The organism is Actinoplanes sandaracinus, assembly GCF_030009775.1.
Taxonomy (GTDB): Bacteria; Actinomycetota; Actinomycetes; order Mycobacteriales; family Micromonosporaceae; genus Actinoplanes; species Actinoplanes sandaracinus.
The window spans coordinates 73,719-96,269 of sequence record NZ_JASCTH010000028.1 but is presented as its reverse complement, the minus strand read 5'-3'; the positions used below and the strand labels follow the sequence as shown (position 1 = coordinate 96,269).

Annotated in this window: 19 protein-coding genes; 6 read left to right on the top strand and 13 right to left on the bottom strand. The window is 69.6% G+C overall.

Features of this window, described 5'->3' with window-relative positions; translation table 11 throughout:
* Nucleotides 1–34: 34 nt before the first annotated feature.
* Nucleotides 35–1,291, bottom strand: a complete 1,257-nt coding sequence (locus tag QLQ12_RS35290; RefSeq protein WP_282765139.1) for an AI-2E family transporter — start codon at nt 1,289–1,291, stop codon at nt 35–37.
* Between the two features lie 142 nt (nt 1,292–1,433).
* Between QLQ12_RS35290 and QLQ12_RS35285 the strand changes: the two genes are divergently transcribed.
* A complete protein-coding gene (locus tag QLQ12_RS35285; RefSeq protein WP_282765209.1) occupies nt 1,434–1,730 on the top strand; it encodes a GroES family chaperonin in 297 nt (98 codons plus the stop codon).
* A 25-nt stretch (nt 1,731–1,755) separates the two neighbouring features.
* Here the strand turns inward: QLQ12_RS35285 and QLQ12_RS35280 are convergent, their stop codons facing one another.
* Nucleotides 1,756–3,219, bottom strand: a complete 1,464-nt coding sequence (locus QLQ12_RS35280; protein WP_282765138.1) for a PrsW family intramembrane metalloprotease — start codon at nt 3,217–3,219, stop codon at nt 1,756–1,758.
* Nucleotides 3,220–3,682: 463 nt separating this feature from the next.
* Here QLQ12_RS35280 and QLQ12_RS35275 point away from each other — a divergent pair, with 463 nt between their 5' ends.
* Nucleotides 3,683–3,850 carry an aureocin A53 family class IId bacteriocin gene (locus tag QLQ12_RS35275; RefSeq protein ID WP_282765137.1) on the top strand — a complete coding sequence of 56 codons (168 nt, stop codon included), beginning with the start codon at nt 3,683–3,685 and terminating at the stop codon, nt 3,848–3,850.
* A 375-nt stretch (nt 3,851–4,225) separates the two neighbouring features.
* On the opposite strand, the gene QLQ12_RS35270 is transcribed toward QLQ12_RS35275, so the two are convergent.
* From QLQ12_RS35270 to QLQ12_RS35245, 6 genes are all read right to left on the bottom strand, one after another.
* Nucleotides 4,226–5,029, bottom strand: coding sequence for a hypothetical protein (locus QLQ12_RS35270; RefSeq protein WP_282765136.1), 804 nt, complete (start codon nt 5,027–5,029; stop codon nt 4,226–4,228).
* A 95-nt stretch (nt 5,030–5,124) separates the two neighbouring features.
* A complete protein-coding gene (locus QLQ12_RS35265; protein WP_282765135.1) occupies nt 5,125–6,027 on the bottom strand; it encodes an ATP-binding cassette domain-containing protein in 903 nt (300 codons plus the stop codon).
* An 18-nt stretch (nt 6,028–6,045) separates the two neighbouring features.
* Complete coding sequence (locus QLQ12_RS35260) at nt 6,046–7,458, bottom strand: PH domain-containing protein (RefSeq protein ID WP_282765134.1); 1,413 nt, start codon at nt 7,456–7,458, stop codon at nt 6,046–6,048.
* 35 nt (nt 7,459–7,493) lie between these two features.
* On the bottom strand, nt 7,494–7,901 hold the full coding sequence (locus QLQ12_RS35255) for a PH domain-containing protein (protein WP_282765133.1): 408 nt from the start codon (nt 7,899–7,901) through the stop codon (nt 7,494–7,496).
* Nucleotides 7,902–7,999: 98 nt separating this feature from the next.
* Complete coding sequence (locus QLQ12_RS35250; protein WP_282765132.1) at nt 8,000–8,290, bottom strand: hypothetical protein; 291 nt, start codon at nt 8,288–8,290, stop codon at nt 8,000–8,002.
* Between the two features lie 75 nt (nt 8,291–8,365).
* Nucleotides 8,366–8,689: a LysR family transcriptional regulator gene (locus QLQ12_RS35245; protein ID WP_282765131.1), complete on the bottom strand. Its 324-nt coding sequence runs from the start codon at nt 8,687–8,689 to the stop codon at nt 8,366–8,368.
* 432 nt (nt 8,690–9,121) lie between these two features.
* On the opposite strand from QLQ12_RS35245, the gene QLQ12_RS35240 reads away from it, so the two are divergent.
* Complete coding sequence (locus tag QLQ12_RS35240; protein WP_282765130.1) at nt 9,122–9,760, top strand: HD domain-containing protein; 639 nt, start codon at nt 9,122–9,124, stop codon at nt 9,758–9,760.
* On the opposite strand, the gene QLQ12_RS35235 is transcribed toward QLQ12_RS35240, so the two are convergent.
* Nucleotides 9,732–10,019 (bottom strand): DUF4031 domain-containing protein, encoded by a 288-nt coding sequence (locus tag QLQ12_RS35235; RefSeq protein WP_282765129.1) that lies wholly within the window; start codon nt 10,017–10,019, stop codon nt 9,732–9,734. The genes QLQ12_RS35240 and QLQ12_RS35235 overlap by 29 nt on opposite strands.
* Nucleotides 10,016–11,815 (bottom strand): glycerol-3-phosphate dehydrogenase/oxidase, encoded by a 1,800-nt coding sequence (locus QLQ12_RS35230; protein ID WP_282765128.1) that lies wholly within the window; start codon nt 11,813–11,815, stop codon nt 10,016–10,018. The genes QLQ12_RS35235 and QLQ12_RS35230 overlap by 4 nt, the downstream gene beginning before the upstream one ends.
* A 163-nt stretch (nt 11,816–11,978) precedes the next feature.
* Here QLQ12_RS35230 and QLQ12_RS35225 point away from each other — a divergent pair, with 163 nt between their 5' ends.
* Nucleotides 11,979–17,207: a beta strand repeat-containing protein gene (locus QLQ12_RS35225; protein WP_282765127.1), complete on the top strand. Its 5,229-nt coding sequence runs from the start codon at nt 11,979–11,981 to the stop codon at nt 17,205–17,207.
* A 73-nt stretch (nt 17,208–17,280) separates the two neighbouring features.
* On the opposite strand, the gene groL is transcribed toward QLQ12_RS35225, so the two are convergent.
* The gene (gene groL / locus QLQ12_RS35220; RefSeq protein ID WP_282765126.1) at nt 17,281–18,903 is read right to left on the bottom strand and encodes a chaperonin GroEL; all 1,623 of its coding nucleotides are present in this window, start codon (nt 18,901–18,903) and stop codon (nt 17,281–17,283) included.
* Nucleotides 18,904–19,203: 300 nt separating this feature from the next.
* On the bottom strand, nt 19,204–19,905 hold the full coding sequence (locus QLQ12_RS35215) for a hypothetical protein (RefSeq protein WP_282765125.1): 702 nt from the start codon (nt 19,903–19,905) through the stop codon (nt 19,204–19,206).
* A gap of 96 nt (nt 19,906–20,001) precedes the next feature.
* On the opposite strand from QLQ12_RS35215, the gene QLQ12_RS35210 reads away from it, so the two are divergent.
* Complete coding sequence (locus QLQ12_RS35210; protein WP_282765123.1) at nt 20,002–20,505, top strand: GNAT family N-acetyltransferase; 504 nt, start codon at nt 20,002–20,004, stop codon at nt 20,503–20,505.
* A 24-nt stretch (nt 20,506–20,529) separates the two neighbouring features.
* Entirely contained in the window at nt 20,530–20,958 is a 429-nt protein-coding gene (locus tag QLQ12_RS35205; RefSeq protein ID WP_282765122.1) for a hypothetical protein, read from the top strand.
* Nucleotides 20,959–21,264: 306 nt separating this feature from the next.
* Here the strand turns inward: QLQ12_RS35205 and thrC are convergent, their stop codons facing one another.
* Nucleotides 21,265–22,548 carry a threonine synthase gene (thrC, locus tag QLQ12_RS35200; protein WP_282765120.1) on the bottom strand — a complete coding sequence of 428 codons (1,284 nt, stop codon included), beginning with the start codon at nt 22,546–22,548 and terminating at the stop codon, nt 21,265–21,267.
* Nucleotides 22,549–22,551 lie beyond the last annotated feature (3 nt).

Sequence of the window (22,551 nt, the reverse complement as noted above, 5' to 3'; positions counted from 1 at the left end):
GTCCCCCTTTTCACGCCCGGCCCCGGCGTGCGGATCATGCGCCGCCGGTGGTGACCACCTCGGCGTGCGGCGGGATCTCCGGGCGCCGCCGGGACAGCCGGCGCACGCCGGTGTTGAGCACCGCGATCAGCGGCACCGCCACCAGCGCCCCGATGATGCCGGCCAGCACCACGCCGCAGGCGATCCCGACGATCACGGCGAGAGGGTGTACGGCCACCGCCCGGCCCATGATCAGCGGCTGGAGCACGTGCCCCTCGATCTGCTGCACCAGGATGACCGCGCCCAGGGTGATCAGGGCGACCACCCAGCCCTCGTCGACCAGCGCGACCAGAACCGCGACCACACCGGACACGCTGGCGCCGACGATCGGGATGAACGCCCCCAGGAAGACCAGCGCGGCCAGCGGGAACGCGAACTCCACCTCCAGCACCACCAGCGCCATGCCGATGCCGACCGCGTCGATGAAGGCGACCAGCACGGTGGCGCGGACGTAGGCGCCGAGGGTGGTCCAGGAGGCGTCCCCGGCGTCGGCCAGCGACCAGCGCGCGTTCACCGGGAACAGCCGGACGATGAACCGCCAGATCATCCGCCCGTCCCGCAGGAAGAAGAACGTCGCGAAGATGACCAGCAGCAGACCGGTGACCAACTCCGCGATGGTGGCGACGGTGGCGATGCCGGTCGACGTCAGGGACGCCGTGTTCGAGTTGATCCACGCCTGGGCGGAGTCGATCGACTGGTCCACCTGGGCGTCGGAGAGATGCAGCGGCCCGGTCCGGGCCCACGTCTGAATCTGCCGGACGCCGGCGCTGGCGTTCTCGGTCAGTTTCGGCACGCCGGCGATGAACTCGTTCACCACCAGGGTCAGGGTGCCCGCGACCGCGGCGATGCCGGTGACCATCACCAGGAAGGTGGCCAGCGACCGGGGCAGGCGCAGCCGCAGCAGCCAGCCCACGGCCGGGCCGAACAGCGCGGAGAGCAGCAGGGCGATGGCGAGCGGGACGACCACGATGCTGACCATGCTGATCAACTGGAGCAGCGCCCAGCCGATCACACCGACCACGATCAGCCGCCAGCTCCAGGCCGCCGCGATGCGCAGCGGCTGGGGCACGTCCGCGTCGTCCCGGCTGGAGGTCGAGTTGTGCACGAGTTCCGGGTCTGGCGAGGGCAGGACGAAATCGTCGTACCGCTCGGGGTCGGGGGCCGGACGGAGGGAACGGGCCACCCGCACCGAATCCCGGCCGGCGTCATAGGCCCTCTTCAGGTTGTCCCGGACCCGCTGAATGCGGTTCAACCGCAGTACCCCCTCGACCTGTCGAATGCGCGGTAATCACGCTAATACCCAGGTGCCCGGATCGCCTTCCCCGCCGCCGTGGCAAAACGGCGGCGGCGTACCGTCTGCAATCGTGAGTACCGACCCTGGACTGCCCATCCGGATGCTGCACGATCGCGTTCTCGTCCGCCAGGACGGCAGTGAGGGCGAGCGCCGGTCCACCGCCGGCATCGTGATCCCGGCCACCGCCTCGATGGGCCGCCGCCTGTCGTGGGCCACCGCCGTCGGAGTGGGCCCCAACGTCCGTTCGATCGTGGTGGGCGACCGGGTGCTGTTCGACCCCGACGACCGCTCCGAGGTGGAACTGCACGGCAAGGGCTACGTCCTGCTCCGCGAGCGGGACGTGCACGCGGTCGCTGCCACCCGGGTCGAACCCGACGGGACCGGCCTCTACCTCTGAGCCGCTACCTCTCCAGCCGCTACCGCTACATCTGAGCCGGCGGCATCGGCGCGAAGGGCGGCGGGCCTCCGTAGTGCGCCGGGGCCGGCGGCGGCAGGCGCACCGGCACCGGCATCACCGGCTCCGACGGGGGCGCCACGGTCCGCACCACCCCGTCCGGGAAGGCGATCCGGTAGTGCTTCCCGTCCCACCAGGCCGGCGGGGTCTGCGGGTCGCGCCCGGTGAACGTCGACCGGTAGGCGGAGATCGCGAGCAGCAGATCCCGTTCCTCGTTGAGGGCCCTCTGCAACTCGAGCGGGTTACGCAACAGGCCGCGCTGCATGCCGTCACGGACCAGGGCGAGCCTGGTCGCGGCGAACTGGAACTCACCCATCGCCCGGTGCCCGACCGGCCCGGCCACCCGGCGCGCCCACTCCCGTGCCGAGTGCCGGCGCCCCCGCGTGCCGAGCGCGGCGACCTCGGGCGGGGCGAACCAGCCGGTATCGGCGTACTGGTACAGCACCCGCTCGGCCAGCCGGCCCTCCCAGCTGCGCAACGCGACGGCGAGTCCGACGACGGCGAAGAAGAACGGCACCATGAAGCCGAGGTAGCCGTACAACATGATGAGGGTCTCGCCGGTGGCGCCGGCCAGCGTCGGCAGCAGGTTGAAGATGCCGTGCAGGATCATCGCCAGGATCACGCCCGCGATCGGCGCCAGGCGCCGGATCGTCCGGTCACTGGAGCGCGCCGCGATGCCGAGGCCGATCCCCGCCATCGAGGTGAAGAGGGGGTGCGCGAAGCCGGTGAACAGGATCCGCAGGATGAAGACCAGGAAGAGGTTCTGCAGGCCGGTCGCCGGGCCGTACTCGTCGGCGCCCTCGGCGTAGCCTTTCCCGCCCAGGTAGAGCACGTTCTCCACCATGGCGAAGCCGAGCGCGGAGAGACCGCAGTAGACGATGCCGGCAGTGATCCCCGACCAGTCGCCGCGCCGCCACCAGAAGAGCGCGAGCGGGCCGAGAACCTTCATCGTCTCCTCGATGAAGGGCGCGACGAGCACCGCGACCAGCGCGTCCGGCAGGCCGACTGCCTGGAACACGGCGGCGAAGCCGATGTTGACCCGGAGCGCGGTCAGGGTCGCCACGGCGGCGCCCCAGGTGAAGCAGAAGATCAGGTAGCGGCTCGGCTGCGGATCGTAGCGGTCCAGCCAGATGAAGCTGGCGACCAGCAGCGGGACCGGCAGGATCGCCGCGGCCAGACCGATGGGCAGGCCGGGAAAGCCGAGCTCGGAGCCGAGGATGTAAAACATGACCATTGCTGCGGCCGGGATCAACACGATGACCAGGGTGATCGGCAGCCAGCGCCGCCACCCGGTGCGACGCTCCGGCACAGGCGCGCCGGCCATCACGGGGTACGGCGGGACCGGCGGCTCGGGCGGCTCGGGCGCAGCCGGTGAAACCGCCTGCGGAGGGGCGGCGGGATCGGGTGAACCGCTCGGCGAGACGTCGGCCATGCCCGCCAGCGTAGTCACCACATCCCCGGCCGACCGGCCCGAGGAGCCCGAAACCGATCAAGGCGGCGCCGGCCCCTCAGCACCCGGGCCTCCGGCATGCCCGTGCGCCGGAAGCAATGCCCTCCGGCGAAGACCGGGATCAACTGCTCGACGTCGATTTCGGACTGGAGTCTGCCGGCACCCCAATAGCCGGAATTCACCTTAATAATGACACCGTACGACCCGCGTGACCGGTTGCGGTCACTACGCCGATAAATCGTCGCGGCCCGCCAGCCCATTCCCACTATCAGGGCGGCGCCGACAAAGCAACCACCGCCGGAAAAGTTCGTCATTCATGGCTTACGCGGATCAGGGCTGATAACTTTTCGTCGCCTGGCCGGGAACGAAACATTTTTGGAGCGATCCCGGCAGCACGGTTCCGCCGTCGCGGGCATTTATCAGCAATCCTTCGGAAGGACACAAAATGGCGTGGCTTTCGCTTGCCGCTAAGCTCATCAAGATGGGCGCCAAGTACGGATCCCGTTTCGCCAACTGGGTCTGGAACAACAAGAGCCGGATCATGAACTGGGTCGGCGCCGGCTGGACCGTCGTGGAGATCTTCAACTACATCGTTCGGATCCTCGGTTACTGAACAAAACATCTGTTCATTGATCGAAAATTGCGACGCACTTTTCTTTTGATGATCCAAAGTAGGTCGGCTCATTCACATGAGCCGACCTACTTTGTTTTATGCGCTCGCAGGCCTCGGACCGGCCGGGGACGCCGGCCCGGGTCGGGCACCCCGCGCACGGGCAAACAGCAGCCCCCGCCTCGGCGGGCTCGCACCGCACGCTCTCCGGTCACGGCACAGAGCCGCGGGTCCGGGCGGGGCCGCATGATCGGGTCCGACAGGCGACGACAGCAAGCCGGGCATGACCAGTTCGAATAGACCATCGTGGCGTAGAGGCCTCGATAATCTTCGGAACTGGTCATGCCCGGCTTGTCGTCACCAACAGCGGCGTCCGTACTAGACGTCACGACGATTCATGGACACTGCGGCGCCGCTGATGAACGCGGCCGACCACGCGACGAGCGCCGCCGCCGCGCCGGCCCATTTGCCGACGTCGTCCCCGGGGCTCAGCAGGGTGGTGACCGCTCCTCCGAAGCTGTGGTCGGAGATAGCGGCCGGGAGAACGCTGGCCGGAATCAGGGCCAGAACGATCGTCACCACGATGAGCAGGCCCAGGATGGCGAATACCGCACCGGCCGAGCTGCGCAGCAGACACCCGAGGCTGACGGCTGACACGCTGATGGCAGCGGTGGCGACAATCGCGCCGACGATGCCCAGAAGACTGGTCAGATTGGTGAGCGGGGTGAACAGCGGGCCCGGTGTGAGCGCGAGCCAGTTGACCGCTGCCACCAACAGGACCGTGACACTGACCAGAGCGGTGGAGACGCCGCCGACAGCGACGAGTTTGGCGGCCAGAACAGGTGTACGCCGAGGAGCCGCGCCGAACGCGAGCCGGATCATGCCGTTCCCGAAGTCACTGGCTCCCGCCACCGCACCGGCCGCGGCCACCAGGAATATCGACAGCTGCAGGCCCACGAGCGTCGTACTGATGTGGGTCTGGAGGATGTCGGCGGTGGTCTGCTGGGCGTCGATGTCGGTGAACAGAGCGACGGGAATGCCGATCGCGGTGCAGAGCGCCGTCACGGCCAGCAGGGTGACGAGCGATCGCACCGTCAGGAGTTTGATCAGTTCGCTCCGGACGAGGCCGGCGAAGGTCAGCTGGCGGGTCGGCGGAACATACTCCCCCTGAGGCGCATCCACAGGTCCTGCTGTGAGCGTCGTCTGGCTCATCTCATCCCATCTCGATCGTGCAAGGCTTCGGCCGGATTGGCGGCGGGGTGTCAGGGACCGGTGACCTAACGTCCGGAGAAGGTGACCGAGTCTGCCGTGAGCTCCATGAACGCTTCCTCGAGCGAGGCACGCACGGGAATGAGCTCGTGCAACGGGATCCGATGGACGGCGGCGAGATCGCCCAGCTCCGCCGCGGTCATTCCGTCGACCCGGAGTGACTCGTCCGGTCCGCTCGACATCTGCCCGCCGGCCGAGCGCACCAGCTGGCCCAGTTCGTCCCCGCGGGGCGTGCGGAGCAGGACTCCCCGGGACTTGCCACGGTGGATCAGTGAGCTGATCGCTTCATCGGCGATCAGCCGTCCGCGGCCGATGACCACGACGTGGTCCGCGGTCACCGCCATCTCGCTCATCAGGTGCGAGCTGAGCAGCACGCCCCGGCCTTCGGCTGCCAGCTTCTTGACCAGGTTGCGCATCCACAGGATGCCGTCCGGGTCCAGCCCGTTGATCGGTTCGTCGAACATCACGTTCGCCGGGTCGGCCAGCAGCGCGGTGGCGACTCCCAGTCGCTGCGACATTCCCAGCGAGAAACCGCCGATGCGACGGTCGGCCACGTCGCTGAGGCCCACCATGTCCAGCACGGTGCGGATCCGGGCGGTCCCGATTCCGATCGTGGTGGCGATGGCCTGCAGATGACGGAACGCAGTGCGTCCGGGGTGTCCGGACTTGGCGTCTATCGATGCGCCCAGCGCACCCAGGGGATTGCTGTGCTGGCTGAAGGGCACACCGTTCACGAGGATCGTTCCGCTGTCGGGCCGGGTGAGCCCCAGAATCATCCGCATCGTGGTGGATTTGCCGGATCCGTTAGGCCCCAGGAAGCCGGTGACGATACCGGGGCGCACGGTGAAGGACAGGTTGTCGACTGCCGGCTTCCCACCGTACTTCTTCGTGAGCCCGATGGCCTCGATCATGGATCTCTCTTTCGGTGGTCAGCGCGCGCTGGTCATCTCGATGAATCTGTCGGGCAGGGTGGTTCTTCTGGTCGGCACCCACAGGCGAATGGCTCGCGAGTCATAGACACCCAGACACAGAGCCGCGACTGACAGCCGACTGGAGAGGGCAAGCCGGTAGGAATGTATGAAGTACACGGAATCGCAGGGAACGACGTAGTGGGTGACCCAGAGGAAACCGCGCCGGAAGACGATCACCGAATTGTCCGCGTCGAGATCAGCGGTCGCCCACCCGTAATTGCCCGCGGCCAGCAGCAGGAATGCCACAGCAGCCATGATGACGACTGCTCTCACCGAGGGCATGCCGTGCACAGCGACGCCGGCCAGAATCAGTATCACCGCGCCGGCGCTGACGAGGCACCACCTGAGGGGGCGGCTGATTGTGCACGATCGGTCCATGGCAGGGGCGTACTCGGGGAAGTGTCTCCTGATTTCGTCGCGGAGGAACGCCAGTCGTGCGGCCGGGAAGATGACGTTCGCGCCGATCCGTTCACCGGACTGCCGGGAGACGAAACTGAGCCGGGCATATCCCGTTACCCGCATCAGGGGGTTCTGCTGGATCCTGATTCCCGCGACCTGAATTCGGGAGACCTGCCGCGATTCGGCGTAGGCGAGGCCGCCGGACATGGCGAACATCCCGCCACCGCCACGGACCTCGAACCCGCGGTACCGCAGCCACGCGACGGCCGTCCCGAATCCCAGCGCCACCGGCACGGCTACGACCAGAACCGCGATCATCAGCAGTGCCTGCGCCGCCGTGTCGCCGGGAAGCGCGGGAACCGTCAAGGACAGCGAGAACAGGCCGGTGATGTTCTCGTAGAACCCCATCAGAAACGGAATCACCAGAAGGAACTGCCCATAGGTGATGGAGAGCATCAGGTAGTCCCGTGCCCGAATCCGGTAGATCAGATCGTCGTCCTCCGGCCTGACGGCGTCGTCGACGCTCACCACGCCCGGCCCGCTATCGGTTTCCTCCGCGCTCCGGCTGGCTTTGAAGTAACCCTCGATCTCGGCGGCAACGGCTTTCGGGACGGCTTCGATGACCAGGTTGCCTTTTGACTCCGCGCCGATGCCGATCAGGACTCGCGAGCACCCGAGGAGGCGGCCGGCCGCCGATTGGGACACCTGCACGGAAACTACTTCCGACCAGCCGAGCGAGGTGGAACGCCGGACAGCGAGTCCCTCCTCGAAGCTGACCCCGCCGGCGCCGATCGTGAAGCGCGTCGTCCACCAGTCCGCGATCAGGCTCACCATGACGAGTCCGCCCACCAGGGCGAAGATCGCATCGACCGGGATACCGAACCAGACCGGCCACTTGGCCCGGATGGAGAGCCACATGATGAGCGACGGCACGAGGGTCGTCGCTGCCTCGGCGGCTCGAATCGCGAACATGGCCGGACTGTTTCGGCGCCTGTGGAGTGCCTCGGTCATTCGGCGTACTCACGGATGTGCTTTTCGAACCGGTCGGCTTCCGCCTTGGAGAGCGGCCCGATCGACCGCGAGTCGACAATCGTCGCCGCCCTGACGGTGAACAGATTGAACCAGCTCAAGATCGGGCCCTGACGAGTCTCGCAGTACAGGATTCGAGAGAGTGGATAGACTTGACGCCGTTTCCACCAGTGGCCCTGCTCGACGACGATGCAGGACGAAGTCAGGGTGTACCTGTAGTACCGGTAACGCCGCGGGATCAGAACCAGAGCATCCAAGAGGGCGAAGACCAGAGCGGCGATCGTAAGGATGTGGACCCACCGTTGCCAGTCCGGCGGGATGAACGACGTCAGCGACAGGACGGCGCAGAGGACGAGCACGACAGCGGCGCCGACGGCGTTCTCCACCTGCCAGAAGAGAACAGCGCGCTTGTCCAGTCGCCGCACGGCGGCCGGTGGGTTCGAGCCGACTGTGGCCGGCCGGCCAGGTCCGTCCGATCGAGGGCTCATGACCTACGGGGGATTGCGCCCGAGGACGCCTTCGCCTCGGTCTTCCTTTTGGCATCCCGGCCGTTCGCCCACATCAGGAGCAACATCACGAGGGCGGCGGCCGCTACGAGATAGGGCCGGCCGGGCTCCAGCCGCCCCTGAACGATGAGCATGACGACGGCGGCCACCAGGAGGACGGGCACGATGGCGCCCATCCAGACCGGGCCTTTACGGGCCATGAGCATGTGCAGGCCCAGTGTCGATAGCACCGCTGCGGCTACCCCGATGAGGACAGCGTTCTGGGACATCATGAATTCTTTCGGTAAATGTGAGCAGGGAGGACGGCGAACCTGATTTCTGCGCCCGATCGGACAGCGGGCGGCTTAACCGAAGTGCGAGTTCCTCCGGATGAGGAGGTCGCCACCGGCGCCATGGAGGCGGTCCCTGTTGAACCCGCCCGCAGGAGTCGTCGAAGGCAACGATTTCAGCTCGGCCGTCATCTGCAACAACTGCTCTGAGATCTTCAGCGCCCGCTGACCCTTGCTGGTGAGGCTGAGGCCCCGCACTTCCCGCTCGAACAGCTCGACCTGACACACCTTCTCGACTTCGCGAATGTGATAGGCAACGGTCGACTTGCCGTACTTGAGCTTCTTCGCGGTCTCCGCGATGCTGCCCGTCGAAGCGGCGACCACGAAAGTCTTGAGCATGTCTATATTCACGCAGCCTCCAGTTGTCCGGCACATTCAGCATCCCCTGCCGATGCGGCGCCAGTGTGGTTCGCCAAGCCGTCCGTACGGAAAATTATGACCAGCGAAATGAGGCCACCCGTGCGGTTGCAGTGAAAGGGCTCCAAGGGGGAGCCGCACCGCCGGATTTCCGTTCGGCGAAGGGCTGTCCGCCCTCGCAAGCGAACCCACAGGCTACGAGGTCGGCGGACGAGAAGGCACGGCCGGAAGCGCAGGGATCTTCGAACGCTCGGACGAGCACGTGTCCGACTATTCGATCCAGGGAATCGGCGGAGATCCAGCGAATCGGCTGATTCGGGTGCCCCACCCTCTCGCCCGCGTAGCCGGCCGCTCCGTCCGGCCACTACCGGTTCGGACCGATCATGGCAGCGACGCACGTGCCAGGATGCGGAGGTGATATCTCTGCCCGATGCTTTCCGGTCCGCCGCCCGCGGCGCCGGCGCCACCGCGAGCGACGCGGATCTCGACGCCGCCGCCCAGTACCTGATCGGCCGATGGACCGAGCCGCAACGCCACTATCACGACGTGACCCACCTCGAGGCGGTGCTCGAGGTGATCGATCGCTTCGCTCACCTCACCCCCAGCCCCGACCGGGTACGGCTGGCAGCCTGGCTGCACGACGCGGTCTACGACCCGCGTGCCCTGGGTGACGCGAACGAGCGGGACAGCGCCGAGTTCGCCGCCGGCCTGCTGCAGAGCCTGGGCGCCCCGGATGAGGTGGCCGCCGAGGTGGCCCGCCTGGTCGGCCTGACCGCGGGGCACGCGACCGAGGACGACGACCCGGACGGCGAGTTGCTCTGCGACGCCGACCTGTCGATCCTCGCCGCCGACGCGGAACGTTACGCCCGGTACACCGCCGCGATCCGCCGTGAGTACGCGCACGTGCCGGACGACGCGTTCCGGGCCGGCCGGTCCCGGGTCCTCACCGAGCTGCTGAAACTACCGTCGATCTACCGTCTGGAGCCGATCCGCGAGGCCTGGGAGGAACGGGCCCAGGCCAACCTCAAGGCCGAGCTCGAGGAGCTTGCCTAGGCACCAGGTGCTTGGGGCGGCGCAGCCCGGCTGTCCGGAGCCGGGCTGCCACGTCTCGAGAGGACACCAGGTTGGCGCCGAGCCAGAGCGCGCTGCGGAACCGGAACTCCGGGATGTCGTAGTGGTCCCGGTCGAAGGCCCGCCGCGGCGCGCCCAGCATCTCGGCGAAGGCGTGCAGTTCCTCGAACGACACGTCGCTGACCAGGTGCGACCAGAAGCAGCCGCGACCCGGCCAGCGAGGTTCGTCGACGAGGATCAAAGGTCGATCTCGAGCAGCTCGACCCGGCGGTCGGCGGCCAGCCCGCGCACGTCGGGAGCGCCGATCCGGGCCGCGTCGGCGGTCGCGTCGTCGGGCATGGTCTGCGACTGCCGCTCGGCGGTGACGCCGGCCAGGTAGTGCTCGACCTCCTTCTGCCGGATGGTGGCGTCCCAGCCGAGCGCTTCGCCCATGATCTGGGCGGTGTGCTCGGCCGAGTCGGCGCCCCGGTGTGTGGTCTCGAACGAGATCCGGGTGCGGCGGGTCAGCACGTCGTCCAGGTGCAGGGCGCCTTCGGCGAGGGCCGCGTACGCCACCTCGGCCGCGAGGTACTCCGGCGCCCCGGCGAGCGGGACGGCCAGTTCCGGCTGGGCGGCCATCATCGCGAGGAGGTGGACGGTGAGAGTCCCGTACCGCTCCAGAAGGTGTTCGACGACGCCCGCGGTGACGCCGTGCCGCCGTGCCATGTCCTGCCGGTCGCGCCATGCGGCGGCATAGCCGTCCGCGCCGAGGAGCGGAAGCTCGTCGGTGCGCGAGGGCCGGCCCGGCCCGCCCAGGCGGCGCACCGCGCGGTCGATGACGTCGGCCGCCATCACCCGGTACGTCGTGTACTTGCCCCCGGCCACCAGCAGCAGCCCGAGCATCGGCTCGACCACCGCGTGCTCGCGCGACAGTTTCGAGGTGGAGTCGGCCTCGCCGGAGAGCAGCGGGCGCAGCCCGGCGTAGACGCCCTCGATGTCGTCGGTGGTGAGCGGCCGGTCCAGCACCGCGTTGACCTGGTCGAGCAGGTATCTGATGTCGCGGGCGGAGGCCGCCGGATGGGACCGGTCGAGCTGCCAGTCGGTGTCGGTGGTGCCGATGATCCAGTGACCGCCCCAGGGCAGCACGAAGAGGACCGACGTGGCGGTCCGCAGGATCAGGCCGGCCTCGCCGGTGATCGCCGAGCGGGGCACCACCAGGTGCACGCCCTTGGAGGCGCGGACGCGGAAGCCGGGGCGGACGCCGACGTCGCTGAGCATCTGCGACATGTCGTCGCTCCACACGCCGGTGGCGGCGACCACGGTCCGGGCCCGGACCTCGAAGGGCTCCTCGCCGGGGGCCTCCAGGTCGCGGACCTTGACGCCGACCACCTGCCGGGCCTCGCGCACGAAGCCGGTGACGCGCGCGCTGGTGGCCACGGCCGCGCCCATGCTCGCCGCCGTCCGGGCCAGGTTGACGACCAGGCGAGCGTCGTCGACCTGGCCGTCGAAGTAGCGGATCGCGCCGGCCACCTGGTCGGCCCGGAGGCTGGGGAAGAGGTGCCGGGCGCCGTCACGGGTCAGGTGCCGGTGCAGGGGCATGCCCCGCCCGGCGCCGAAGACACCGGCGAACACGTCGTAGGCGGCCACCCCGAGCCCGTAGTAGCCGCGCTGCCAGGCCCGTGCGGGCAGGCTCGCGGCGGGCAGCGGCACCAGGATGGGCACCGGGCGCACCAGGTGCGGGGCGAGCCGAGTGGCCAGCAGGCCACGCTCGGTCAGCGCCTCGTGCACCAGGTGCAGTTCGAGCTGTTCCAGATAGCGCAGGCCACCGTGGATCAGTTTGCTGGACCGGCTGGAGGTGCCGGAGGCGAGGTCACGAGCCTCGACCAGGGCCACCTTGAGGCCCCGGGAGGCGGCGTCCACCGCCGCGCCGGCACCGGTGACCCCACCACCGATCACCAGGACGTCGAACTGTTCGTCACGCATCCGCCGCAGGTCGGCTGTCCGCCGGAGCGGAGAGAGCCGGCCGGCCGCGTTACGGGAGACCGAGGGATCACGCACCCGTCCTAGGTTAGCCCTTCGTTCCGCAACCCTGGCGGAGGAAAGTGGGCCACCGGTTTCCGTACTGTTATGCGGGGAATAGCGAGCATTCCCCCGTTGGTGGCGGTTAGCGTCGAACCTACGCCGGGCCACCCGGGTCCGCGTCGCACCCCCGAGGACGAGAATGCACCGGACCGGTGCCGCCGTTCTGTTGGTCTACACCGTCATGCTGGCTGCCACGGCCCTGGTCGTGCAGCGGGCCGAGGCGGCGATCACCTCACCGTTCGCGCTGCGTTACTCCGCCAACACCAACGGCTCGATCCTGCTGCGCGGCAACAGCAACCTGGTGTGCCCTCCGGCCGGCGACTGCCTCAACGCCCGCCAGGGACTCCAGCCGTCGGGCGAGTCCCTGGACAACAACGCCTACACGATGATGAACGCGGACGCCGACGGCGACCTCGGAGTCGGCACCGTCAACGACAGCACCGCGACGGTGACCCTCCCGCCCGGGAGCGTCGTCCTGTTCGCGGCGCTGTACTGGGCCGCGGACACCACCCCGGGATCCTCCGGCTCGGCCGCGCCGTTCCCCGGGCGCAAGAACAAGGTCCGCTTCCGCACGCCGGCGAACCCGGTCTGGCAGCCGATCACCGCGTCGACCACGCACGGCAACAACACGTACCAGGGGTTCGCCGACGTCACGGCGCTGGTGGCGGGGTCGGGTAACGGCGTGTACGGGGTGGCGGACATCCAGGCGGGCACCGGCGGGGGCCGGTTCGCCGGCTGGACGCTCGCCGTGGCGTACCGCAACCCCGCCGAGGACCTCCGGGCCCTGCGGATCTACGACGGCTTCGGCTCGGTGAGCACCTCTTCCGGCGAGGTCGACATCAAGGTGGGCGGCTTCGAGACCCCGCACAGCGGCACCGTACGGGCCGAGATCGGCACCGTGGTCTACGAGGGTGACCGGGGCATTACCGGCGACGTGCTGAAGCTCAACGGCACATCGGTGAGCGATGCCGCCAATCCGGCGAACAACTTCTTCAACGGCACGATCAGCGACGGAGGCGTATCCGTCCCCGGCCGGAATCCGGGCTGGCCCAACGTCTTCGGCGCCGACATCGACCAGTTCGACGCCACCGGCCGGCTCGGGCACGCCGCCACCTCGGCCACGCTGACCCTGGACAGCTCGGGCGACACCTTCTACCCCGGAGTCGTCACTTTCGCCATCGACCTCTACGCGCCCAAGCTGACGACCACGGTCACCAGTGTCGATGTGGACGGCGGCGCTCTGCTGCCCGGCGACGTCGTCGAGTACCGGATCGAGGTCCGCAATGAGGGCAACGACAGCGCCGACGCCGCGATGATCTCCAACGCCATCCCGACGTGGACGTCCTACGTGCCCGGTTCACTGCGTGTGCAGGGTGCGACGGTCACCGACGCGGCCGGGGACGACGCCGGCACGTACGCGGCCGGCCGGGCCGACCTGGCGCTGGGCAGCATCCCGTATCAGGGGGTGGTCCGCGCGACCCTGCGGGTCCGGGTGGAGGCCGGCGCCCCGCTCGGCTACGCGATCACCAACCTGGTCAACCTCACCTACACCGGCCGCTCCGCGCAGGTGACCGTCTCCGGGCCGGTCGCCGCTCTGGCCACCCCCATCGCCCCGGCCCAGACCGATCTGGTCGCCGCCCTGACCGTCCAGCCCGCCGTCGTCCAGCGTGCCGACGTGCCGGTCGCGGTCACCTACACCGGCACGGTGGCCAACGACGGCACCGCCCTGGAGAACGCCGCGACGGCGGAACTGACCCTGCCGGCCGGGCTGTCCGCCGGCGCCCTGCCCACCGGCTGCACCGTCTTCGCCCAGATCGTCACGTGCGCGCTCGGCCCGCTGGCACCCGGCACCCGGGCAACAGTGGTGATCCCCGCCACCGCCGGCGGCACGGCGGGCGCGCAACCCGGGGCGACCCTGCAGGCGTCCGGTTCCGGGACGGACGGGAACGTCGCCAACGACACCGCCACGGCCTCGTTCCGGATGAACCTGGCCCCGAACGCCGTCGACGACACCGCGGCGACGACGACCGGCGCCCGGGTGACCGTGGCGGTTCTCGGCAACGACGACGACCCGGACGGGCCCGCGGCCGCGCTGCACGCGACGATCCGGACACCACCCGGGCACGGCGCCGCGGTCGTGGAGGCGGACGGGACGATCTCCTACACGCCGGCCGCCACCTGGGCCGGCGACGACACGTTCCGGTACGAACTGACCGACGCGGACGGGGGCAGCGACACCGCGACGGTGTCCGTGCGGACCGCGAACGCTCGCCCGGTCGCCCGCGACGACGCGGACGCCACCGCCTCGGGCGCCGAGGTCTCCGTGGGCGTCCTCGGCAACGACGACGACCCGAACGGTGACACCCTCACCGTGGTCGCGGTCAGCGGCCCGCAGGCCGGAGCCGGCAGCGTACGGATCGACGGCGGCGCGATCGTCTACAACCCCGTCGCCACCTTCGTCGGCCAGGCCGTCCTCGGCTACACCGTCAGCGACGGGCAGGACACCGCCGTCGCGCAGGTCCTCGTCGACGTGGAGAACGCGCTGCCGACCGCCGCCGACGACCTGGCAGGCGTCTCGTACCGGGGCAGCGTGACGATTCCGGTACTGGCCAACGACGCCGACAGCAACGCGGACCCGATCAGCGTCCACACCGTCGGCGCCCCGTCCTCCGGCAGCGCCACGATCACCCCGGGCGGCATCCTCTACCAGGCGGCGCCCGGCTTCTCCGGCGTCGCGACGTTCGCGTACACCATCATCGACACCCACCTCGGCCAATCGACCGGGCAGGTCACCGTGACCGTCGCGAATGCGCCGCCGACCGCCTCGGACAAGACCGAGACGACCGCCTACCTCACGCCGGTGTCGGTGGCTCCGCTCGCCGGGGCGGCCGACGAGAACGGCGACACGCTGCGGGTCAGCGGCACGACCAGGACCGTGCACGGGCTCCTCGCCCACCACCCCGACGGGACGCTCACCTACACCCCGGACGATCGCTGGTCCGGGACCGAGAGCTTCACCGTCACGATCGCCGACACCCGCGGCGGGACTGTCACCACGACCGTCACCATCACCGTTCTGAACGCGCCGCCGGTCGCCCGTCCCGAGGCGACGACCCTTCCCTCCGGGCTGCCTTCGGTGATCGACGTGCTGGCCAACGACGAGGATCCGAACGGTGACACGCTCGGCGTCACCATCGACCTCCCCGCGGCACACGGCACCGCGACCGTCTCCGCCGGCCGGGTCGACTACCAGCCGGCGGCCGGGTACGCCGGACCCGACTCGTTCCACTACACCGTCAGCGACGGCCGCGGCGGCACCTCCGGCGCGACCGTGACCATCGAGTTGGTGAACGCGTACCCGCTGGCCCGGGCGGACGCGGCCGGCACCGACACCGGCGTCGGTGTGACCGTCGACGTCGCCGCCAACGACAGCGACCCGAACGGCGACACACTGACCGTCTCCGGGTGGACCGCGGCAGCGCACGGCACGGTCGCCGCCGGACCGGGCGGCACCCTGCGATACACGCCGGAACCGGGCTTCACCGGCCTGGACAGCTTCGGCTACACGATCGAGGATCCGCACCGGGCCAGTGCCGCGGCGGGCGTGACGATCACTGTGCGCAACGCCGCGCCCGTGGCGGTCGACGACGCGTACACCGTCCACCAACAGGGCAGCACCATCCTCAGCGTGCTGGGCAACGACAGCGACCCGAACACCGGCCAGACCCTCGGCATCGCCGGCGTCGGCGCCGGCAGCATCGGGACGGTCACCGTGACGGGGCCGGAAACGATCCAGTACACCCCTCGGCCGGGCTCTGCCGGGCTGGACACCTTCGACTATCTGCTCACCGACGACCTGGGCGGCACCGACACCGGCACGGTGCGGGTCACCGTCGACGCCGCGCCCACCGCGGTCGACGACACCGCCGACACTCCCGCGGCCACCTTCGTGGAGATCGCGGCCGCCGGGAACGACATCGACCCGGAGCAGCAACCCCTCACGGTGAGCTCGGCCGGGATGCCCGCCAACGGCATCGCGATGATCCAGGCGGCGGGCACCGTCGGGTACGCCCCGAACCGCGGCTTCACCGGAACGGACGCCTTCCCGTACGTGATCCGCGACGCGGCCGGCAACACCGCCTCCGGCCGGATCGAGGTACGGGTGGCCAACGCCGCCCCGGTGGCCCGCCCGGACGCCGCCGCCACACGGTCCGACGAGGTCGTCGACGTGGATGTGCTCGCCAACGACAGCGACGACAACCCCGGTCAGACACTCAGCCTCAGCGCGGTCGGCCCGCCGGACCACGGCACCGCGACCCGGGTGGGGAACCGGATCAGTTACACGCCGCCGGCCGAATGGACCGGTGAGGACCGGTTCCGGTACGTGGTGAGCGACGACCTGAACGGCCTCGCCGAGACGACCGTCACGGTCACTGTCACACACCAGATCCCGTTGGCCGTCGCGGACCTGCGCGCCACCCCGTACGGGAGGGCGGTGACCGTGCCGGTGCTCGACAACGACCTCGACCCCGCCGGATCTCTCCGGGTCACCGCGGTGACCACGCCCGACCACGGCACGGCCCAGATCAACGACGGGGCCACCGTCACCTACACCCCGCCGAGCGAGTTCTCCGGTACCGCGAGCTTCGACTACACCGCGAGAGGCCACGCCGGGGCGCCGACCACCGCGAGGGTCACCATCACCGTCGAGCCGCCACCGGTCGCCCCCGACCGGGAGGCCGGCACGCCGCCCGGCAGTCCCGTCGCCATCGCGCTGCCCACCAACGACGGCATGGGGCAGCCGGTCACCCTGGGCCGGGTCGCCCGGCCCGCGCACGGCACGGTGACCGTGAACGCCGACGGCACGATCACCTACACCCCGGATCCGGGGTTCATCGGGACGGACCGGTTCACCTACGAGATCATCGACGCGGCGGGCAACGTCGCGTACGGCACGATCGTCGTCACCGTGGCCGCCGACGATCCTTCACCCGATCCGTCCGGGTCCCCGAGCGCCACGCCGCCCGCGCCGTCCCCGTCGGCCATACCGTCCCCGTCGGCCACCGTGTCGACCCCGGTGACGTCACCGCCCGGCACATCGCCGCCCCTCCGGCCCACGGCCGCTCCCCCGACGAGTCCGGCGGGCCCGAGACCACCGGCTCGCACGCCGTCGTCAGCCCCGACGTCCGCGGCCCCGACTCCCGGCGCCGCCCCGGCCCCGCCCGACCTCCCGACGACCGGCCGGAACCTGACCGTCGCCACGGCCGCGGGCGCTCTGGCCACCGTGCTGGGCGCCGCCCTGTACCGGCTGGGGAGTTGCCGCGTACCCCCGGAGGTCCGGCCGGCGGAGCGGAACCGCCGCCGCTGAGTGACGGCGGCCCGGGAACGACAGAAGGCGGCCCGCCGGAGCGGACCGCCTTCCACGTGTGTTGCGACTGGACTTAGAAGTCCATGTCTCCGCCACCCGGGGCGCCGGCCGGAGCCGGGTTCTTCTCGGGCTTGTCAGCCACGACGGCCTCGGTGGTGAGGAACAGCGCGGCGATCGACGCGGCGTTCTGCAGCGCCGAGCGGGTGACCTTGGCCGGGTCGATGATGCCTGCGGCCAGGAGGTCGACGTACTCGCCGTTCGCGGCGTTCAGGCCCCAACCCGCTTCGAGGTTGCGCACCTTCTCCACCACGACGCCACCCTCGAGGCCGGCGTTGACGGCGATCTGACGCAGCGGGGCGTCCAGCGCGACCTTGACGATGTTGGCACCGGTGGCCTCGTCGCCCGACAGGTCCAGCTTGTCGAACGCGAACTTGCCGGCCTGCACCAGCGCGACGCCACCACCCGGGACGATGCCCTCCTCGACGGCCGCCTTCGCGTTGCGAACGGCGTCCTCGATGCGGTGCTTGCGCTCCTTGAGCTCGACCTCGGTGGCCGCGCCGACCTTGATCACCGCAACGCCGCCGGCCAGCTTGGCCAGGCGCTCCTGCAGCTTCTCACGGTCGTAGTCGGAGTCCGAACGCTCGATCTCGGCGCGGATCTGGTTGACCCGGCCCTGGAGCTGCTCGGCGTTGCCGGCACCGTCGACGATGGTGGTCTCGTCCTTGGTGATGACGACCTTGCGGGCCTGGCCCAGCAGGGTCAGGTCAGCGGCGTCCAGCTTGAGGCCGACCTCTTCGCTGATGACGGCGCCACCGGTCAGGATGGCGATGTCCTCCAGCATGGCCTTGCGGCGGTCACCGAAGCCCGGAGCCTTGACGGCGACGGACTTGAAGGTGCCACGGACCTTGTTGACGACCAGGGTGGCCAGGGCCTCGCCCTCGACGTCCTCGGCGATGATCACGAGGGGCTTGCCGCCCTGCATGACCTTCTCCAGGATCGGGAGCAGGTCCTTGACCGCGGAGATCTTGCTGTTCGCGATGAGGATGTAGGGGTCGTCGAAGACGGCCTCCATACGCTCGGCGTCGGTCATGAAGTACGCCGAGATGAAGCCCTTGTCGAAGCGCATGCCCTCGGTGAGCTCGAGCTCGAGCCCGAAGGTGTTGCTCTCCTCGACGGTGATGACGCCTTCCTTGCCGACCTTGTCCATGGCCTTGGCGATGATCTCGCCAACCGTGGAGTCACCGGCGGAGATGGAGGCGGTGGAGGCGATCTGCTCCTTGGTCTCCACGTCCTTCGCGAGCTTGCTCAGCTCCTCGGAGACGCTGGCGACGGCGGCCTCGATGCCCCGCTTGAGGGCCATCGGGTTCGCGCCGGCCGCGACGTTGCGCAGACCCTCACGAACCAGCGCCTGGGCCAGGACGGTCGCCGTCGTCGTGCCGTCACCGGCAACGTCGTCGGTCTTCTTGGCGACCTCCTTGACCAGCTCGGCGCCGATCTTCTCGTACGGGTCCTCGAGCTCGATCTCCTTGGCGATGGATACACCATCGTTGGTGATCGTGGGGGCGCCCCACTTCTTCTCCAGGACCACGTTGCGGCCCTTGGGACCGAGCGTCACCTTGACCGCGTCGGCGAGCTGGTTCATGCCCCGCTCGAGGCCCCGACGAGCCTCCTCGTCAAATGCGATGATCTTGGCCATACGGCGTTGTCCTCCCGGACATCCGCGGTGCCGGGCCTCTTCGGCCCCGCTCTCCGCACATTGAGGAACGTCTGTGGACGTCACCACCTGGCGATGTGACGTCCTCAGGCCGAGCCGGATAGCCCGCGACGACCGGCTCCGTGCCCCGATGCCGATGGCAGCACCGTGACCGGAACCCCACCGTCCCGACCTGCTGGCACTCATGATGCGCGAGTGCCAATCACTTGTTTAGCACTCTCCGATGGCGAGTGCAAGAAAGCCCATCTTCTCGCGAAACCTCGAAAGGGGCCGCCGTTTCAGCTAAGGATCTTGACGGCCCAGCTCAGCGGGGTCGTGAGCCCAGGCGAGGGCCGCCGGGGGCGACGTGACGAGCGCCCCAATCGACCAGCAGACCGCGAGGACGGCCTGCGCCAGCGACCACGTCACCGACACCGGCTCCGCGCCGGGCACCCGCAACCACGACTGCCCGACCGACAGCGCCGTCACGGCGACCGAGGTCAGCACCAGCGCCCCGAGGTCCTTGCGGCCCGCCACCGGCGGAAACAGCGTGGCGCCGAGCGAGCCGATCACGATCAGCGTCAGCAGCTCGATCACGGGCCAGAGCAGGAACGGAAGCCACTCGACGCCACCGCCGAAGATCGTGGGCGGAAGGCTCGAGATCAGCATGCTCGGCGCGATGGTCAGGACCATTGCCACCACCAGCAGACCCAGCGCCCGGGCCAGGGTCACCCGCCGCCTCGCCAGCACGGCGACCACGGTCAGCGGCACGACCATCGGAAGGGCGGTGAAGATCGGGTACAGCAGGTAGGGGGCCACCTCCCACTCGTACCGTCCCGAGCGCATCAGGCTTAACACCAGCAGGGGGTAGGCGACCACGAGAAGGAAGGTGAGCAGCACTGTCGCGGCCAGAGCCCACGGCCGCGCTCGCAACAGCCGCAGGCCGGACAACGACCCGGGGGCAGGGGGCTCTTCGGCGTAGGGCCGCGGGAACTCATCGCTCATCGCCGCATCATGTCCTGCCGGGGCCACTCGTCTTCACGGCAACCAGTTCACGACAACCAGCTTGCCGACCCGGTGCGGCGGCGGTAGGGATGACGCATGGAGAACTGGGACGTACGCCGCGTCACCCCGGAGGACGCCGGGCGCATGCGGGCGCTCCGGCTGGAGATGCTGGCGGACAGCCCACTCGCGTTCCTGGAGACTCTGGCCCAGGCAGCGGCCCGGCCGCACGAGAGCTACCGGCAGCGGATCAGGCAGAGCTCCGAGGGGCCCGACACGGCCCAGTTCATCGCCGATCCGGGTGGGCCCCTGATCGGTCACGCCGGCGGCACCACGGTGCCCGGTGAGCCCGGCTGCACGGTGATCTTCGCGGTCTATCTGACCCCGGCCCACCGTGGCGGCAAGGTGCTCGCCCAGCTCGTCGAGGCGGTCGCCGACTGGTCCGCGGCGGCCGGGCGCGACGAGCTGATGCTGGAGGTGGTCTGCGGCAACGAGCGGGCCGTCCGGGCGTACGAGAAGCTCGGTTTCACCGACACCGGCGTGCGGCTGCCGCACCCGACGGTCCGCGTCCTCACCGAGTTGCAGATGCGCCGGCGAGTCTGAGCGATGGCCGGGCGCGGGTGGCACGTGACCAGGACGGCGCTGACCGCCGCCAACGGGACGACCGCTCTCGGGCTGCTGCTGGCCGTGGCCACCGGCGCACGGATCCGGCGGGGCCGGCACGGGGTGCTGATCGCCGAGAACTACCGCTTCAAGCGGCCGGGAGCGACCTGCTTCACGGTCGGCTCGGTGATCATCACCAAGCGGACCGCCGAGTGGCTGCTGGCCGACGAGCGGGCCCGCCTCTTCACCCACGAGTGCCGGCACGCCGGCCAGTACGCGTTCCTCGGCCCGCTCTTCTGGCCGGCGTACTGGGTCGCGTGTGGCTGGTCGATCACGCTGACCAAGTCCTATGGGGTGCGCAACTGGTTCGAGAAGAACGCGGGCCTGGCCGACGGGAACTATCCGGAGGATCTTCCACTGAGGCCGTGGGTTCTACGTTTCCTGCGGCGGTAGGAGTTTGGTCGGGAGGACGGACGCACAGCGCCTCCGGGCACGTAGCCAGATGGGTCAGCGCTGGATCGTTGGGACCCTCGGAGATTGTCGCCAATGTCCAGGTGAGGGGCCTCGTACGGCGTCGCGTCCTCCCGCAGAGAGCATCCTGCCCATCCGGAGATCCGGATGCAAGTCCTCGGAGGAGGGAAATCCTCGACAACCGGCTGACGACCGGTTACCGACAGTGAGGTTTGCGCCCGGCAGCGGAGGCCGACCAGCGCAAACCCACATCACCCGCGAGACGGGAGAGCCGGCAACAAACCCGGGTCATCCCAGCAGGCCCGCCTCACGCGCGCCGCGCAGCGACGGCTTGATCGTGTGGGTCGGTCCAACCTGGCCGGCGACCGCGTCGAGAGTCTTCAAGCCCTCGCCGGTGTTGTAGACGACGGTCTCCTTGGCGGGGTCCAGCCTGCCGCTCGCCACCAGCTTCTTGAGCACCGCGACGGTGGTGCCGCCAGCGGTCTCGGCGAAGACGCCGGTGGTCTCGGCGAGCAGCCGGATGCCGTCGCGGATCTCGTCGTCGTTCGCGTAGTCCATCCAGCCGCCGGTGCGGCGGACGGCCTCGATCGCGTACGGCCCGGCGGACGGGTCACCGATGTTCAGCGACTTGGCGATACCGGTCGGCTTCACCGGGGTGATCACGTCGGTGTCGGCGTGCAGGGCCACCGCGATCGGGTTGCAGCCCTCCGATTGGGCGCCGAACACGGTCCAGCCGCCCTCGGGCGCCTCGGCCAGTCCGATCTCGACCAGCTCGGAGAACGCCTTGTCCACCTTGGTGAGCAGCTCACCGGAGGCCATCGGGATGACCACCTGGGCCGGGATGCGCCAGCCCAGCTGCTCGGCCACCTCGTAACCCAGGGTCTTGGAGCCCTCGGCGTAGAACGGCCGCACGTTCACGTTGACGAACGCGGTGTCCTCGAACTCGTCGGTCTCCACCAGTTCGCTGCAGAGCCGGTTCACGTCGTCGTAGGAACCCTCGATGGCGACCAGCTCGCCGCCGTACACCGCGGTCTGGATGATCTTGCCCGGTTCCAGATCGGCGGGGATGAAGACGATGCTCGGCACACCGGCTCGGGCAGCGTGCGCGGCCACCGAGTTGGCCAGGTTGCCGGTGGAGGCGCAGGAGAACCGCTTGAAGCCCATCTCCTTGGCCGCGGTCAGCGCCACCGAGACGACCCGGTCCTTGAACGAGTGGGTCGGGTTCTGCGAGTCGTCCTTCACCCAGAGCGGCGCCGTCAGGCCGATCGCGGCGGCCAGGGCCGGGGCGCTGATCAGCGGGGTCAGGCCCGGGTCGAGGCTCACCCGGGTCGCCGGGTCCTGGCCGGCGGGCAGCAGGGCCGCGTAACGCCAGATGTTCTGCGGGCCCGCCTCGATCTGGGCCCGGGTCACCCGCGCGAGCGCCGCCTCGTCGTAGGCCACCTCGAGCGGGCCGAAACACTCGTAACAGGCGTGCTGCGCGGCCAGCGGGTACTCAGCGCCGCAGGCGCGACAGATCAGGCCACGAGCGGGCGAGGTGGAGGTGGCAGCGGGCGCGTTGGCGACAGACGTCATGAG